This is a genomic window from Pseudomonas putida group bacterium ESBL64 (assembly GCF_045277175.1).
Lineage (GTDB): Bacteria > Pseudomonadota > Gammaproteobacteria > Pseudomonadales > Pseudomonadaceae > Aquipseudomonas > Aquipseudomonas alloputida.
This window is the reverse complement of the sequence record NZ_CP145799.1, coordinates 3,841,881-3,857,324: the sequence shown is the minus strand read 5'-3', so window position 1 is coordinate 3,857,324 and position 15,444 is coordinate 3,841,881. Positions and strand designations below refer to the sequence as shown.

The 15,444-nt window shown below is 61.8% G+C and carries 18 protein-coding genes; 10 read left to right on the top strand and 8 right to left on the bottom strand.

All coding sequences use genetic code 11. From position 1 onward, the window contains the following. Positions 1-92: 92 nt before the first annotated feature. Complete coding sequence (trpA, locus tag V6093_RS17560; RefSeq protein ID WP_047603773.1) at positions 93-902, bottom strand: tryptophan synthase subunit alpha; 810 nt, start codon at positions 900-902, stop codon at positions 93-95. Continuing rightward, positions 899-2,116: a tryptophan synthase subunit beta gene (gene trpB, locus V6093_RS17555; protein ID WP_004575268.1), complete on the bottom strand. Its 1,218-nt coding sequence runs from the start codon at positions 2,114-2,116 to the stop codon at positions 899-901. The genes trpA and trpB overlap by 4 nt, the downstream gene beginning before the upstream one ends. 110 nt (positions 2,117-2,226) lie before the next feature. Between trpB and V6093_RS17550 the strand changes: the two genes are divergently transcribed. Continuing rightward, positions 2,227-3,123, top strand: a complete 897-nt coding sequence (locus tag V6093_RS17550) for a LysR family transcriptional regulator (RefSeq protein WP_003253079.1) — start codon at positions 2,227-2,229, stop codon at positions 3,121-3,123. Here the strand turns inward: V6093_RS17550 and V6093_RS17545 are convergent. Beyond that, on the bottom strand, positions 3,120-3,443 hold the full coding sequence (locus V6093_RS17545) for a YqjD family protein (RefSeq protein WP_003253078.1): 324 nt from the start codon (positions 3,441-3,443) through the stop codon (positions 3,120-3,122). The genes V6093_RS17550 and V6093_RS17545 overlap by 4 nt on opposite strands. Positions 3,444-3,593: 150 nt before the next feature. Between V6093_RS17545 and V6093_RS17540 the strand changes: the two genes are divergently transcribed. Next, positions 3,594-3,809 (top strand): dodecin, encoded by a 216-nt coding sequence (locus V6093_RS17540; protein WP_003253076.1) that lies wholly within the window; start codon positions 3,594-3,596, stop codon positions 3,807-3,809. A gap of 100 nt (positions 3,810-3,909) precedes the next feature. Further along, entirely contained in the window at positions 3,910-4,131 is a 222-nt protein-coding gene (locus tag V6093_RS17535; protein ID WP_003253075.1) for a DUF1161 domain-containing protein, read from the top strand. Positions 4,132-4,203: 72 nt separating this feature from the next. Here the strand turns inward: V6093_RS17535 and V6093_RS17530 are convergent, their stop codons facing one another. After that, positions 4,204-5,208 (bottom strand): LLM class flavin-dependent oxidoreductase, encoded by a 1,005-nt coding sequence (locus V6093_RS17530; RefSeq protein WP_003253072.1) that lies wholly within the window; start codon positions 5,206-5,208, stop codon positions 4,204-4,206. A gap of 152 nt (positions 5,209-5,360) precedes the next feature. On the opposite strand from V6093_RS17530, the gene V6093_RS17525 reads away from it, so the two are divergent. Together V6093_RS17525 and V6093_RS17520 are read left to right on the top strand one after the other, a co-directional pair. After that, entirely contained in the window at positions 5,361-5,786 is a 426-nt protein-coding gene (locus V6093_RS17525; protein WP_003253070.1) for an OsmC family protein, read from the top strand. A gap of 75 nt (positions 5,787-5,861) precedes the next feature. After that, positions 5,862-6,095 (top strand): DUF1161 domain-containing protein, encoded by a 234-nt coding sequence (locus tag V6093_RS17520; RefSeq protein WP_003253067.1) that lies wholly within the window; start codon positions 5,862-5,864, stop codon positions 6,093-6,095. Between the two features lie 35 nt (positions 6,096-6,130). Here the strand turns inward: V6093_RS17520 and V6093_RS17515 are convergent, their stop codons facing one another. Continuing rightward, entirely contained in the window at positions 6,131-6,544 is a 414-nt protein-coding gene (locus tag V6093_RS17515; RefSeq protein ID WP_011953134.1) for a hypothetical protein, read from the bottom strand. A 55-nt stretch (positions 6,545-6,599) separates the two neighbouring features. Continuing rightward, positions 6,600-7,013, bottom strand: coding sequence for a hypothetical protein (locus V6093_RS17510; protein ID WP_003253063.1), 414 nt, complete (start codon positions 7,011-7,013; stop codon positions 6,600-6,602). A gap of 85 nt (positions 7,014-7,098) precedes the next feature. Between V6093_RS17510 and V6093_RS17505 the strand changes: the two genes are divergently transcribed. Beyond that, a complete protein-coding gene (locus V6093_RS17505) occupies positions 7,099-8,172 on the top strand; it encodes an aminopeptidase (protein WP_047603775.1) in 1,074 nt (357 codons plus the stop codon). A gap of 105 nt (positions 8,173-8,277) precedes the next feature. Here V6093_RS17505 and V6093_RS17500 read toward each other — a convergent pair whose 3' ends face one another. Both V6093_RS17500 and V6093_RS17495 read right to left on the bottom strand, forming a co-directional pair. Beyond that, on the bottom strand, positions 8,278-8,928 hold the full coding sequence (locus tag V6093_RS17500) for an HAD family hydrolase (protein WP_004575264.1): 651 nt from the start codon (positions 8,926-8,928) through the stop codon (positions 8,278-8,280). Between the two features lie 59 nt (positions 8,929-8,987). Beyond that, positions 8,988-9,536, bottom strand: coding sequence for a gamma carbonic anhydrase family protein (locus tag V6093_RS17495; protein ID WP_004575263.1), 549 nt, complete (start codon positions 9,534-9,536; stop codon positions 8,988-8,990). Between the two features lie 102 nt (positions 9,537-9,638). Here V6093_RS17495 and prlC point away from each other — a divergent pair, with 102 nt between their 5' ends. From prlC to V6093_RS17475, 4 genes are all read left to right on the top strand, one after another. After that, on the top strand, positions 9,639-11,690 hold the full coding sequence (prlC, locus tag V6093_RS17490; protein ID WP_003253055.1) for an oligopeptidase A: 2,052 nt from the start codon (positions 9,639-9,641) through the stop codon (positions 11,688-11,690). Then, positions 11,687-11,968 (top strand): YheV family putative zinc ribbon protein, encoded by a 282-nt coding sequence (locus V6093_RS17485; protein WP_047603777.1) that lies wholly within the window; start codon positions 11,687-11,689, stop codon positions 11,966-11,968. The genes prlC and V6093_RS17485 overlap by 4 nt, the downstream gene beginning before the upstream one ends. A gap of 124 nt (positions 11,969-12,092) precedes the next feature. Then, complete coding sequence (locus V6093_RS17480; protein WP_406669568.1) at positions 12,093-14,087, top strand: M3 family metallopeptidase; 1,995 nt, start codon at positions 12,093-12,095, stop codon at positions 14,085-14,087. Positions 14,088-14,157: 70 nt separating this feature from the next. After that, on the top strand, positions 14,158-15,216 hold the full coding sequence (locus V6093_RS17475; RefSeq protein WP_003253048.1) for a PA0069 family radical SAM protein: 1,059 nt from the start codon (positions 14,158-14,160) through the stop codon (positions 15,214-15,216). Positions 15,217-15,444 lie beyond the last annotated feature (228 nt).

Genomic DNA, 15,444 nt, shown 5'->3' with positions numbered 1-15,444 from the left:
CGGGTGAACCCGCTCCTACAACGATATCGCAGAGCCAGAGGGTGGCGCTGGCCCCGTAGGAGCGGGTTTACCCGCGAAGCAGACGACGCGGTTTAGCGGCGTGCGCCACGCACCCCTTCAGCCAATGCCGAGCACAGGCTCAATACATCGGTCACCGCCTGATCGGCGCTTTGGGCTTGGGCGATCTTGTCGACCAGTGCCGAGCCCACCACCACGCCATCGGCCAGGCGGGCAATGTTCGCAGCCTGTTCCGGCGTGCGAATGCCGAAGCCAACGCTGATCGGCAGATCGGTATGCCGGCGCAGGCGGGCAATGGCTTCGGTCACATGCTCGGTGGTCGCCGAACCTGCACCGGTTACACCAGCCACCGACACGTAGTAGACGAACCCGGAGCTGCGCTCCAGCACGCGCGGCAGGCGCGCGTCGTCGGTGGTCGGGGTGGTCAGGCGGATGAAGTCGATGCCTGCAGCCTGGGCCGGGGTAGCCAGTTCGGCGTCGTGCTCTGGCGGAAGGTCGACGATGATCAGGCCATCGACGCCCGCGGCCTTGGCTTCAGCCACGAACGTGTCCACACCAAAGCGGTGGATAGGGTTGTAGTAGCCCATCAGCACGATCGGCGTGGTTTGGTTATCCACACGGAATTCGCGAACCATCTGCAGGGTCTTGGCCAAGGTCTGACCAGCCTCAAGGGCGCGCAGGGTGGCCAGCTGGATGGCCACGCCATCGGCCATCGGGTCGGTGAACGGCATGCCCAGCTCGATCACGTCGGCGCCAGCAGCCGGCAGGCCCTTGAGGATCTGCAACGAGGCGTCGTAGCCCGGGTCGCCAGCTGTGACGAAGGTGACCAGTGCCGAGCGGCCTTCGGCCTTCAGCTCGGCGAAGCGTTGTTCAAGACGGCTCATGCGTGTTTCTCCTGGGCGGCCATGTGGTTCATGACGGTTTGCATGTCTTTGTCGCCGCGGCCCGACAGGCACACGACCATCAGGTGGTCCTTGGGCAGCTTCGGTGCGCGCTTGATCGCTTCGGCCAAGGCGTGGGAGCTTTCCAGGGCTGGAATGATGCCTTCCAGACGGCAGGTTGCGTGGAACGCATCCAATGCTTCGTCATCGGTGATGCTGACGTACTCGACGCGCTTCACCTCATGCAGATAGGCGTGCTCCGGGCCGATGCCCGGGTAGTCCAGGCCTGCGGAAATCGAGTGGGCATCGGTGATCTGGCCGTCTTGGTCCTGCAGCAGGTAGGTGCGGTTGCCGTGCAACACGCCCGGTACGCCGCCGTTCAGGCTGGCGGCATGCTTGTCGGTGTGTACGCCGTGGCCACCGGCTTCAACGCCGATGATCTGCACGCTCGGCTCTTCGAGGAATTCATGGAACAGGCCCATGGCATTGGAGCCGCCGCCGACGCAGGCAACCAGGCTGTCTGGCAGACGGCCTTCCTTCTCTTGCAACTGGGCACGGGTCTCTTTGCCGATGATCGACTGGAAATCGCGGACCATGGCGGGGTACGGGTGTGGGCCAGCCACGGTGCCGATCAGGTAGAAGGTGTCTTCGACGTTGGTAACCCAGTCACGCAGGGCTTCGTTCATGGCGTCTTTCAGGGTGCCGGTGCCGGCGGTAACCGGCACGATCTCGGCGCCCAGCAGCTTCATGCGGAACACGTTCGCCTGCTGGCGCTCGATGTCGGTGGCGCCCATGTAGATCACGCAAGGCAGGCCGAAGCGCGCGGCGACTGTGGCGGTGGCGACACCGTGCATGCCGGCGCCGGTTTCGGCGATCAGGCGCTTTTTGCCCATGCGCTTGGCCAGCAGCACTTGGCCGATGCAGTTGTTCACCTTGTGCGCGCCGGTATGGTTGAGCTCTTCACGCTTGAAGAAAATCTTCGCCCCGCCGCAATGCTCGGTCAGGCGCTCGGCGAAGTACAGCGGGTTGGGGCGGCCGATGTAGTCGCGCTGAAAATAAGCCAGCTCTTCAAGGAACTTGGGGTCTGCCTTGGCCGCTTCGTATTCGCGGGCCAGGTCCAGCACCAGTGGCATCAGGGTTTCGGCCACGTAGCGGCCGCCGAACGAGCCGAACAGGCCATTGGCGTCGGGGCCGGGGCGGTATTGGGACTGGGTCATGGGGCGCTCCAAGGCGTAGTGAATGAGTGATGGGCTTTACTCTAACCACGGCAAGCTCGGCTGAAAACCGATAAGATTGCGTAAACTTGTCAGAAAAACTCACAGGTAAAATGGCCCACGACCTCCCTCCCCTCAATGCCCTGCGCGCCTTCGAGGCTACAGCCAGGCTCAACAGCGTCAGCCAGGCGGCGGAAGCGCTGCACGTGACCCACGGCGCTGTCAGCCGGCAGATCAAGGTGCTTGAGGAGCATCTGGGCGTAGCCCTGTTCGTCAAGGACGGGCGTGGCATCAAACTCACAGATGCCGGTGTGCGTCTGCGCGATGCCAGCGGTGAGGCCTTCGACCGGCTGCGCAGCGTGTGTTCCGAGCTCAGCCGTGATGTGAGCGAGGCGCCATTCGTGCTGGGCTGCTCGGGCAGCCTGCTGGCGCGGTGGTTTATCCCGCGGCTGGGGCGGTTGCAGGCGGATTTGCCTGAGCTGCGCTTGCACCTGTCGGCGGGTGAGGGCGACTTGGACCCGCGGCGGCCCGGGCTGGATGCGTTGCTGGTGTATGCCGAGCCACCGTGGCCGGCGGACATGCAGGTGCACGTGCTGGCCGAAGAATGCATCGGGCCGGTGCTCAGCCCACATTTCGCAGGTTTCCAGCGCTTGCAGGGGGCGCCCGCCAAGGCATTGTTGGGCGAAGCCTTGCTGCACACCACTTCACGCCCGCAAGCGTGGCCTACCTGGGCGGTGCAACAGGGCCTGGACCCGACGGCCATTCACTATGGTCAGGCTTTCGAGCACCTGTATTACCTGCTAGAGGCTGCCGTGGCCGGATTGGGCGTGGCGATTGCACCGCAGCCACTGGTCGCCGATGACCTGCGGGCGGGCCGTTTGAGTGCGCCTTGGGGCTTCTCACCTACCCAGGCGGCGCTGGCATTGTGGGTGCCACGGCGCGCCGCAGACGGGCGCGCCGAGCAGTTGGCGCAGTGGTTACGGGCGGAACTTGCGCGGCAGAGCGCTTAGTTTCGCTTGCATATCAGGTAGGCCGCCAGCAGGCCCAGCGCACCAATGGCCACACCGGCGGTGGTGTATGGGTGCTCCTGGGCGTAGTCCCGGGTGGCTATGCCGGTCTGTCGGGTGCGCTGCTTCACTTCCTCGTACGCATCGCTCAGTAGGCTGCGCGAATGACGCAGTGCGCTTTCAGCGTTGCTGCGGATTGCCTTCACCGACTTCTGGGACTCTTCCGACGCATCATGCTTGAGGTGTTCCAAGCTTTTCAGAAGGCTCTCGATCTCCGCTTCCATGCTTTCCAGGGATGTTTTACGCAGCGAGTTGCGGTGCATGTTGACTCTCCTTTGCAGTATGGGCTGTAAGGATTGCGACCCTTGGGCTGCGTGAAAGTGCGATCGAACTTTCGCTGACAGTGACCGCTCGCAGGTAAACCAGGCCTGCGCTGCTAGGCTGAATCTCACTGTCAACCACGGAGAGCACTCATGACCGATCATCACACCTACAAGAAAATCGAACTGGTCGGGTCTTCGCCCACCAGTATCGAAGAGGCGATTAACAATGCTCTGGCCGAAGCCGGTAAAAGCATCAAGCACCTGGAATGGTTCGAAGTGGTCGATACCCGCGGCCATATCCGCGACAACAAAGCGGCGCACTTCCAGGTCACGCTGAAGGTCGGCTTCCGTATCGCCAATAGCTGAAACAACGTTGGGTTGTATGATCCCGGCGTGATGAGGTATTCAGAAAAGGGGCGCCTTGGTGGGGCCCCTTCTGATTTCATCTGCACAAGGAACGCGAGTGATGAACAAACTGATTCTGGCGCTGGGCCTGATGACCCTGGCCGGTGGTGCGCTGGCAGCGGGCAAACCGTGCGAGGAACTGAAGGCGGAAATTGCGGCCAAGCTGGATGCCAAGGGCGTCACTGGCTACAAGCTGGAGATCGTCAAGAAAGGCGACCCGGCGGGCAAGGTCATTGGTAGCTGTGAGGCCGGGACCAAGGAGATTGTTTACCGCCGCGGCTGATGCGTTTGCCCTTTCGCGGACTTGCCCGCTTCCACAGTCAACCTATGGGAGCGGGCGAGCCCGTGTCGAGGGTCACTCGGCCTTGAGGGCCTGCGCCATCAGCTCATATGACCGAATGCGGTCCGCATGCTCATACAGGTCACAGGTAAAGATCAGCTCATCCGCACCCGTCTGTTCCAGCAGCACTTCTACCTTGGCCTTTACCTTCTGCGGGCTGCCGATCATGGCCAGCCCCAGGAAGCTGGCCACCGTCTCCCGTTCATGGGGCAACCACAGCCCATCCATGCTTTCCACGGGTGGCTTCTGCATCAGGCTCTGTCCGCGAATCAGCGCCAGGATGCGCTGGTAAACCGAGGTGGCCAGGTATTCGGCCTTCTCGTCGGTCTGCGCCACCACCATGGGGATGCCCAGCATCACATACGGCTTGTCCAGCGTGGTCGAGGGCCTGAAGTGGTTGCGGTACACGCGAATGGCCTCGTGCATGTAGCGTGGCGCGAAATGCGAGGCGAAGGCGTAGGGCATGCCGCGCATGCCCGCCAGCTGGGCACTGAACAGGCTGGATCCCAGCAACCACATCGGCACGTCGGTGTCGTGCCCCGGCACGGCGATCACTTTTTGATCATCAGTGCGTGGCCCGAGGTAGCGCGAAAGCTCCTCGACATCGTCCGGGAAGTCATCTGGGCCGCCAGCGCGGTCGCGTCGCAGGGCATAGGCCGTCATCTGGTCCGAACCCGGCGCGCGGCCCAGGCCAAGGTCGATACGCCCCGGATACAGGCTGGCCAAGGTGCCGAACTGCTCGGCGATCACCAGTGGCGCATGGTTGGGCAGCATCACCCCGCCAGAGCCCACGCGAATACGTGAGGTGCCACCGGCCAGGTAGCCGATCAGCACCGATGTCGCCGAACTGGCGATGCCGTCCATGTTGTGGTGCTCAGCCACCCAGAAGCGGTTATAGCCAAAGCGCTCGACATGCTGCGCCAGGTCCAGCGAGTTGCGCAGCGATTGCGCGGGGCCGGCGTCGGCGCGCACGGGCACCAGGTCCAGGGTGGAAATCTTCAGGTCACGCAGCTGCGTCATGGGGCCTCCGCAAGAATGATTGGCCAGAGGCCTTTTTGATTCTGTATGGGCGCATTCGTTGGATTCAATGCCTGCAATCTAATTGCGCTGAACTTGCAGCAGGCGGCAGGCCTCTGAACCGTAGGTAAGCAACCCAGTGACCAGGAGGCATCATGAAAAAGACAGCATCGGCGATCTGGCAAGGTGGCCTGAAGGATGGAAAAGGCCTGCTTTCTACCGAAAGCGGCGCACTCAAGCAGAACCCTTATGGCTTCAACACACGTTTCGAGGGCACGCCCGGTACCAACCCGGAGGAGCTGATTGGCGCGGCCCATGCCGGTTGTTTCTCGATGGCGCTATCCATGATGCTCGGCGAGGCGGGGCTTACTGCGGAGCGGATCGACACGGCTGCAGAGGTGACGCTCGACAAGCAAGCTGACGGTTTTGCCATTACCGCTGTGCACTTGGTGCTCAGGGCCAAGGTACCGGGGGCCAGCGAGGCTCAATTCCTGGAGATTGCCAACAAGGCGAAGGAAGGCTGCCCAGTGTCCAAGGTTTTGAATGCGAAGATCAGCCTGGATGCGGCGTTGGTGGGGTGAAACGGTGCAACGGTGGTGGTTTGCTGTAGTCTAAAGAACGTCGGCAGCGCCACTGCCCTTTCCAGGAGCCGTTCCATGATTCGCGTAGCTATCGCTGTGTTGGCTTCCCTTGTCGCCACGTCTGCGCTGGCGGCCGTCAAGCCTTGCGAGGAGCTGAAAACCGAGATCGAGGCCAAGATCCAGGCCCAAGGGGTTTCGTCCTATACGCTGGAGATCGTGCCCAACAGCGAGGTCAAGGACCAGAACATGGTCGTCGGGACCTGCGATGGCGGGACGAAGAAGATCATTTATCAAAAGAATGATCGATAAGCACCAAGGCCCGGGGCTGCAAGGCAGCCCCACATTCACGGTATGCAGAACACTTCGCTAGGCTCGTTCACCACCACCTTGCGGTTGGCGTCATACAGCAGTACCTGCGGCTCCATTACCGGCGCCCGCGCTTCCAGGCGATAGCGTTCGCCGGCCTTGAAGTTGTCAAAGCGTACGGTCAGGTAGCAGGTTCGGTCCCTGGGCTCGGACATGATGCCGCCCGAGTAGATTTCATAATCGAAGCGCACCACCAGTTCGTGCTTGCCCGGCGTCACCTGAAAATATCGGCCATCGTCCAGACGCTTGCCGTCGAGGCGGTCGGCCATGATCACCCGGCCGGGGGTCATGGTGTACAGATCGACCCAGGCCTGCTTGGGGTCGACGGGCGGCAAGGGGCTGGCGCAAGCCCCCAGTGCACTGAGGGCGATCAGCATCATGGGCTGGCGCATGGCAAAACTCCCACTTGCGATTTACAAGTAACAAGCATAGCGCCGTTTGTGCGGTTCAGGTGCGCTGACAACCCGCCGGCAGCCCTTGACCCAGCAGTTTTTGCTGGTGGTCGTAGAGTTTGATCCAAGGGCGGAAGCCAATGCTGCCGGCTTGCAGCTGATAACGCTGCCCGGCGCTGAAGTCCTTGAAGGTCAGCTTGACCTGGCAATCGCGCCACAATGGCTCCTCGACGGGGCCGATATTGCTGGGGTTAACCGGAAACTGATAGCGCACGGTCAGTTCGTGGCTGCCGGGTTGAACCTCGAAATAGCGGCTGTCAGCCCAGTCACGCTCATCTACCTGCACGGCGTCCAGCGACGTATTGTCGTAACGGGTGAGGTCGATCCAGGCCTGGTTCGGGTCTGGGTCTGGCAAGGTTGAACAGGCAGAGATCAACAACAGTGAGCCGGCGACCAACAATGCACGCATGGCGAAACTCCCCCTTGGCGAGATAGTCTTGGAGCGAAATGGTGTTGAGCGAGTCAGACAGTCCCGGATGCTTCGACTTTTTCTTATGCAGCGCTCAGGCCTTGGGGCACTCGACCGCATTTTCACCCGTTTGGTTCCGCTGCTTGCGGCGCTCCTGCTGAACGGTTGCAGCAATGCCGCCTATTACGGGCAGCTGGCGCAGGGCCAGTGGCAGTTGCTGCGGGCGCGGCAGCCTGTAGAGCAGGTATTGGCCGACCCTGCTACCCCTGCACCCTTGCGCGCGCACCTGCAACAGGCCGAACAGGCGCGGCTGTTTGCCAGCCAGCAATTGAAACTGCCAGACAACCGCAGCTACCGGGTATACGCCGACCTTGGACGTCCCTACGTGGTGTGGAATGTGTTCGCCACGCCCGAGTTGTCGTTGCAACCGGTAACGCACTGCTTTCCGATCGCCGGGTGCGTGGCGTACCGCGGCTACTACCAGCAAGGCGCGGCGCGAGGCGCGGCGGCGTTGATGCGTCAGGATGGCCTGGATGTGTACGTGGGCGGCGTGGAAGCTTATTCGACCCTGGGTTGGTTCGATGACCCGATTTTGTCGTCGATGGTGGGCTGGGGCGATGAGCGCCTGGCTACGTTGATCTTTCATGAATTGGCCCACCAGCGCTTCTATGTGCAGGACGATACCGAGTTCAATGAGTCGTTTGCCTCGTTCGTCGAGCAGGAAGGCACGCGGCAATGGCGTGCGGCGCGTGGGCTGGCGGCGGTTGGCGGGGATCAGGGAAAGCAGCGCGACCAGTTTATCCGCCTGGTGTTGGCCAGCCGTGAGCGATTGCAGGCGATTTATGCGGGGCCGTTGGATGATGCAAACAAGCGCCGGGCCAAGCAGGCCGAGTTTGAGCGTTTGAGGCGTGAATACCGGCAGGTGCGTGATGGCCAGTGGGGCGGTGACAAGCGCTATGACGCCTGGATGTATGGGCCGATGAGTAATGCCAAGTTGTTGCCGTTCGGGCTATATGACCAGTGGGTGCCGGCGTTTGCGGCGTTGTTTCGTGAGGTGGGTGGGGATTGGGTTCGGTTTTACGCGCGGGTCGAGCATTTGGGGCGGTTGCCGATTGAAGCAAGGAAAGCGGCGCTGCAGCGTCTGATGGTTAGCCGTTGAGATTTTTGGGCCGCTTTTGCGGCCCATCGCGCCACAAGGCCCACAAAGGCCCTGCGGACGCCGATCAATGTGGGAGGGCCGGCTGCAAAGCAGCCCTGCTGGCCCTCAAGCCTTGCTAAAAGCCTGGTGCAAATCGGCTACCGTGGCGAAGTGGAAAGCGGGTTCTTCTGCCATCAGCTCTTCCCGGCTGCCAAACCCGTACCCCACCGCGACGGCCTGCAGCCCGTTGCTGCGCGCGCCGATCAGGTCATGCTTGCGGTCCCCGATCATCAGGGTGTGCGCCGGGTCCAGCCCTTCTTCATCCAGCAAATGGCGAATCAGCTCGACCTTGTTGGTGCGCGTGCCGTCCAGCTCACTGCCGTAGATCACCTTAAAGTGATGATCGAAAGCAAAGTGCCGAGCGATTTCGCGGGCGAACTCCCATGGTTTGGAGGTGGCAATGTACAGCGTGCGGCCCTGCCCGTTCAGGGCCTCAAGCAACTCCGGCACACCTTCGAACACGAGGTTTTCGTATAGACCGGTCACGCGGAAGCGCTCGCGGTAGAAGTTCACCGCATCCCAGGCCTTGGCTTCATCGAAGCTGTAGAACTGCATGAAAGCCTGCAGCAGGGGTGGGCCGATGAAGTGTTCGAGGCGGGCCAGGTCCGGTTCGTCGATGCCCAGCTTGGCCAGGGCGTACTGGATCGAGCGAGTGATGCCCAGGCGTGGGTCGGTCAGGGTGCCGTCGAGGTCGAAGAGGATGTTTTGCTGGTGCATGTACAGGGTTCCACTTGAGTGCTGAGTGGCCTTCTTCGCGGGCATGCCCGCGAATGCGGTCATTCAGGTTGATCGTAGCCTTCGGCCAGGTGCTGGTCCTTGAGCTTCACGTAGTTGCCGGCGCTGTAGGAGAAAAATGCGCGCTCCTTGTCGTTCAGCAGCCGGGCCTGTTTTACCGGGCTGCCCATGTACAGGTAGCCACTGACCAGGCGTTTGCCCGGCGGCACCAGGCTGCCGGCGCCAATGATCACTTCGTCCTCGACGATGGCACCATCCATGATGGTGCTGCCCATACCCACCAGGATACGGTTGCCCAGGGTGCAGCCATGCAGCATCACCTTGTGCCCGATGGTCACTTCGTCGCCGATGATCAGCGGGAAACCGTCCGGGTTGAAAGGCCCGGCGTGGGTAATGTGCAGCACGCTGCCGTCCTGCACGCTGGTGCGCGCGCCAATGCGGATGCGGTGCATGTCGCCGCGCACCACGGTCAACGGCCAGACCGAACTGTCTTCACCGATCTCCACGTCGCCCAGCACCACCGCCGAACGGTCGACGAAGGCCCTGGGCCCAACTTTCGGAGTGTGTTGCTGGAAGCTGCGAATGGCCATGATAGCGTCTCTCATCTGTGCCGATAGGCAGGCTGCCTGCTGCGGTCGGCGTCGATTGTAATTAAGATGGGGCAGTGTTTCTTCTGCCAAGGTATCCAAACCGTGACTGCGAACAACCCGCTTCTGCAATCCCACGATCTGCCGCCCTTCTCGCAAATTCGTGCCGAACACGTGTTGCCGGCGATCGAAGCGATCCTGGCCGACAACCGTAAAGCCATTGCCGAGATCCTCGAAAAGCAGGGCAAGAACCCTACATGGGCCGGCCTGGTGCTGGCCATGGACGAACTGAACGACCGCCTGGGCGCCGCCTGGAGCCCGGTCAGCCACCTCAATGCGGTGTGCAACAGCGCCGAGCTGCGCGAGGCTTACGAGTCTTGCCTGCCAGCCCTGAGTGCCTACTCTACCGAACTGGGCCAGAACCGCGCGCTGTTCGAAGCCTACCAGGCGCTGATCAACAGCCCTGAGGCTGCCGGCTTCGACGTGGCGCAAAAGACTATCCTCGAGCACGCCCTGCGTGACTTCCGCCTGTCGGGTATCGACCTGCCGGCGGACAAGCAGCAGCGTTACGCCGAAGTGCAGAGCAAGCTCAGCGAGCTGGGCAGCCGTTTCTCCAATCAGCTGCTCGACGCCACCCAGGCATGGACCAAGCATGTTACCGACGAAGCTGCGCTGGCCGGCCTGACCGATTCGGCCAAGGCGCAGATGGCCGCTGCAGCCCAGGCCAAGGGCCTGGACGGCTGGTTGATCACCCTTGAATTCCCCAGCTACTACGCGGTGATGACCTACGCCAGTGACCGCGCCCTGCGCGAAGAGCTTTACGCCGCCTACTGCACCCGCGCCTCCGACCAGGGCCCGAATGCCGGCCAGTTCGACAATGGCCCGGTGATGCGCGAAATCCTCGACCTGCGCCAGGAGCTGGCCGAACTGCTGGGCTACAAGAACTACGCCGAGCTGAGCCTGGCCACCAAGATGGCCGAGTCCAGCGACCAGGTGCTGAGCTTCCTGCGTGACTTGGCCAAGCGTTCCAAGCCGTTCGCCGCCCAGGACCTGCAACAGCTCAAGGCCTACGCTGCCGAACAAGGCTGCCCCGAGCTGGCCAGCTGGGACGCCGGCTACTTTGGCGAGAAGCTGCGCGAGCAGCGCTACAGTGTGTCGCAGGAAGCCCTGCGCGCCTACTTCCCGATCGACAAGGTGCTGGGCGGCCTGTTCAGCATCGTGCAGCGCCTGTATGGCATCGAAATCGCCGAGCTGAAGGGCTTCGACAGCTGGCACCCGGACGTACGCCTGTTCGAGATCAAGGAAAATGGTCAGCACGTTGGCCGTTTCTTCTTCGACCTGTACGCCCGCGCCAACAAGCGTGGCGGCGCCTGGATGGACGGCGCCCGTGACCGTCGCCGCACTGCCGGCGGCCAGCTGCAGAGCCCGGTGGCCAACCTGGTGTGCAACTTCACCCCGGCCGCGCCCGGCAAGCCCGCCTTGCTGACCCATGATGAAGTCACCACCCTGTTCCACGAATTCGGTCACGGCCTGCACCACATGCTGACCCGCATCGAGCATGCCGGCGTGTCCGGCATCAACGGCGTGGCCTGGGATGCGGTCGAGCTGCCAAGCCAGTTCATGGAAAACTGGTGCTGGGAGCCGGAAGGCCTGGCACTGATTTCTGGTCACTACGAAACCGGCGCCGCCCTGCCCCAGGACCTGCTGGACAAGATGCTGGCCGCGAAAAACTTCCAGTCGGGCATGATGATGGTGCGCCAGCTGGAGTTCTCGCTGTTCGATTTCGAGCTGCACGCCAGCCATGGCGACGGCCGCAGCGTATTGCAGGTGCTCGAAGGTGTGCGTGACGAGGTGTCGGTCATGCGCCCGCCGGCTTACAACCGCTTCCCCAACAGCTTTGCGCACATTTTCGCGGGCGGTTACGCGGCGGGCTACTACAGCTACAAGTGGGCCGAAGTGCTGTCGGCTGACGCCTTCTCGCGCTTCGAGGAAGAAGGCGTGCTGAACGCCGAGACCGGCCGCGCCTTCCGCGAGGCGATCCTGGCCCGTGGTGGTTCGCGCGAGCCGATGGAGCTGTTCGTCGACTTCCGTGGCCGTGAGCCTTCCATCGATGCATTGCTGCGCCACAGTGGTCTCACCGAGGACGCTGCAGCATGAGTGAGGTAGCTTTGAACAAGACCAAGAAGCGCTTCATTGCCGGTGCCGTGTGCCCGGCGTGCAGCGAGCCCGACAAGCTGATGATGTGGAACGAAGGCGGCGTACCGCACCGCGAGTGCGTGGCTTGCGGCTTTACCGACACCCTCAACGAGCAGGGCTTGTCGGTGCCGAAGGAACTCGGCACCCGGGTCAACCACCTGGCGCCGAAAGCGGCGCCGGCCAAGGTGCAGACCGTGCAGTTCTTCCCAAATCCGAAGCTGAAAAAGCCGGCTGAGTAATCCTGTCATGCCGCCCGGGTGCAATGCCCGGGCAGGCATGGACAGGTGTTAGATAGTCAGGCCACCTGGCGCACGCGGGCCATGCAAGCTCTCTTGCTCATTTCTATCAGCAAGGTGATGCACCATGGCCAACCCTCTTCTGCAAGATAGCCATATCCCCGTCGATTACTCTTCCATCACCCTCGAAAACATGCAGGCGGCGTTCGCTGACGTGCTGTTGGCGCACGAGCAAGGTGTCGAACGCATCATCCTGGACCAGCGGGCCATGCCCACCTGGGATGACATGGTGCTGGCGTTGGATGGGCTGGATAGCCGGCTGCTGGCAGTGTTGTATGCCGCCTCACCACTGGTCGGCCGGGATACGACGTGGGCCAACGCCATCATTGATTTCTACGGGAAAGTGACGGCGCGCTTCGAGCAAAAATTCGCCAACACGGTTTTGCATGATCTGTATGCACGCTTGGCCGGCAGTGACATCGGCAAGCAACTGGATGTCGGGAAGCGTGCCACTTTGCGTTGGCACCTGGACAAGTTCGCCGCTAGCGGGGCGTTACTCGACACCGCAGGCAAAGCGCATCTGGCAGACCTTCAAACGCAGATTGGCACTGCACGCGAGGCGTTCCGCAGCAACATCGACCGGCCTGGGTTGAACATCACCGATGAAGCGGAGTTGAGCGGCATCCCACAGCGGGTACGTGACGAATTGGCTGCAAGCGCACAGCAAGCAGGTAAGCAGGGGTGGTTGATTGCGTGTGACACGGTGACTACGCGTGAGGTGCTCAAACATGCTGCCAACCGCCAGCTCCGTGAGCGTGTGTACCGGGCTTTTCACGCCCGTGGCGTCAGCCATGATCGGCAACAGGACAACCGCATGTATCTGCAGCAACAGGCGCAATTGCTTGAGGAGAAGGCCCTCCTGCTCGGTTATTCCGGCCATCTGGAGCAGAGCCTGCAGGTGAAGAGTGCGGGTTCGGTAGCCCAGGTGCGCGGCTTTCTCCACGATCTGGCCGATCATGTGCGACCTGCCATGTTGCGGTGGCGTTCGCAGGTGGAGTGTTGGGCTGCCGAGCAGGGCCTGGGCAAACCCCAACCCTGGGATTTCGAGTACCTGCGGTGTGCTTCGCGCAGCGAGTTTCCTGCCGAAGCGCTGCGCGATTATTTCCCGCTGAATACCGTTGTCAGTGCGTTGCAGCAATTGGCGCAGACGTTGTTTGGTGCAGTGCTGCAGCCCAAAGCGCTGCCTGTCTGGGATGACAGCGTGCAGCCGTTCGAGGTGTGGCAGGACAGCGCTTTCATTGGCTTTCTGTATCTGGATGCCGTGCAACACGCAGGCAAGCAGCCAGACGCGGTGTTCACCACCTATGTAAGGAATCGCCGGGTCGATGCAGAGGGTATCTGCCAGGCAGCCTCGGTGGTGGTGTTCAGTGATGTGCCGCAAGCGCTGTCAGGTTCGCAGCCGTTGCTCGATCATTTGTCACTGCGCAAGCTGTTCCATGAATTCGGCCATGCCCTGCACCACCTGCTGGTACGTACGACGAACCACGTCATGTCCAATGTGACCGAGCTGGGCACCGATGGTGTGGAGTTGTTCGGCAAGCTGTTCGAACGTTGGGTCTGGGACGCGGACTACCTGGTGGCGATCTCGGCGCGCACGCACGACGGCCACCAACTATCCCGCGAGCAAGCTGATGAGTGCCTGCGGCAGCTACGGCAGCAGGGCGTGGAGGAGATCGCGGGTGATCTGTGCCTGGCGCTGTTCGACATGGACCTGCATGGCACACCAAACGATGGCAGGACCTTTGAACAGCGACTGGGTGATGCCCGCGCGCGTTGCGGTTACTGGCCACTCGCTGACTTTGAACATCCGGCGCATGCCTTCGACCACCTTGTGAACGGCTACGATGCGGGTTACTACGCCTATCTGTGGTCGGATGTGCATGCCTTCGATGTGTTCACCCGCTTCGAAGCCGAGGGCCTGTTGAACGGAGCCACGGGGCGGGCACTGCAGGAAGCACTGTTCGCCCCAGGGGCATCGCGCCCATTGCGTGAAGGCATCGAGGCGTTTCTCGGGCGGCAATCGAGCCAGGCAGCGTATCTCAGCTGGCATGGCCTGAAGTAGTCAGACCAGAGGTGCTGGAAAGATCCCGGCATGCGCGATACTGTATATGAATACAGTATTCAGGTGAGCCATGATTCCTCCAGCACCGCAAAAGGGCCGTGGCACGGCGCACAACCCACACAACCGCTTTGCCCCTGGTCATTCGGTGGCGGAAGATGATGGCTGGTACCAGGAAGTGCCGCAAACCCAGGGTACCGAGGTGCGGATCGAGACAGCCAAGTCGGTGATCAGCCGCAACACTTCACCCGACCTCCCTTTCGATCGCTCCATCAACCCCTACCGTGGCTGCGAACATGGCTGTATCTACTGCTACGCCCGCCCCTCACACGCCTACTGGGACCTTTCTCCCGGTCTGGATTTCGAGACCAAACTGATTGCCAAGACCAACGCCGCCGAGGTGCTGGCACAGCAATTGAGCAAACCGGGCTACGTGTGCGCGCCGATCAATCTGGGCTCCAACACCGACCCGTACCAGCCGATTGAGCGGGAACAGTTACTGACCCGGCGCTTGCTCGAAGTGTTACTGCGTTTTCGTCACCCGGTGACCATTGTCACCAAGGGTTCACTGGTGCTGCGCGACCTTGACCTGCTGGCCGAGATGGCCCGCCAGCGCCTGGCACGAGTGATGATCAGCCTGACCACGCTGGACGACGGCCTCAAGCGCGTGCTCGAACCCCGAGCGGCCTCACCCGGTGCGAGGTTGAGGGCCATCCGGGTATTGCGTGAAGCGGGCGTACCGGTGGGTGTTTTGTGTTCGCCGATGATTCCGATGATCAACGACAGTGAGCTGGAACGCCTGTTGGAGGCGGCGAAGGAGGCCGGTGCGCAAAGTGCGGCGTACATGATGCTGCGCCTGCCGCTGGAGGTGGCGCCGTTGTTTGAGCAGTGGTTGCAGGATCATTACCCGCAGCGGGCAGCGCATGTGTTGAGCCTGATCCGCCAGAGCCGTGGTGGCGAGCTGTATGACAGCCGGTTCGGTGTGCGCATGCGTGGTGAAGGGGTGTTTGCCGAGTTGCTGGCGCAGCGCTTTGCCAAGGCAATGAAACGGCTGGACTTCGAAGGGCGCGAGGCGCAGGCGCTGGATTGCTCGGCGTTCTGCCCGCCGGGTGGGCAGATGGCGCTGTTCTGACATGAACCCACCCCACAGGGGGCTGCGCATTGCTCACAATGCAACTAATAACAACCAATAATTGCGCTAATACATATTGGCAGCTGATGTTTTTTTGCTATTATCCAGTTCCCGCCTTTTTCATCTGGAACGCCCGTTCTAGAGCCTTCGAATTAAGTTTCAGTTAAGTTTTCCCCGCTAGCGTAGGTAATAAGTCCACAGCGACTGTGATCTATGGCCCGTGCGTGT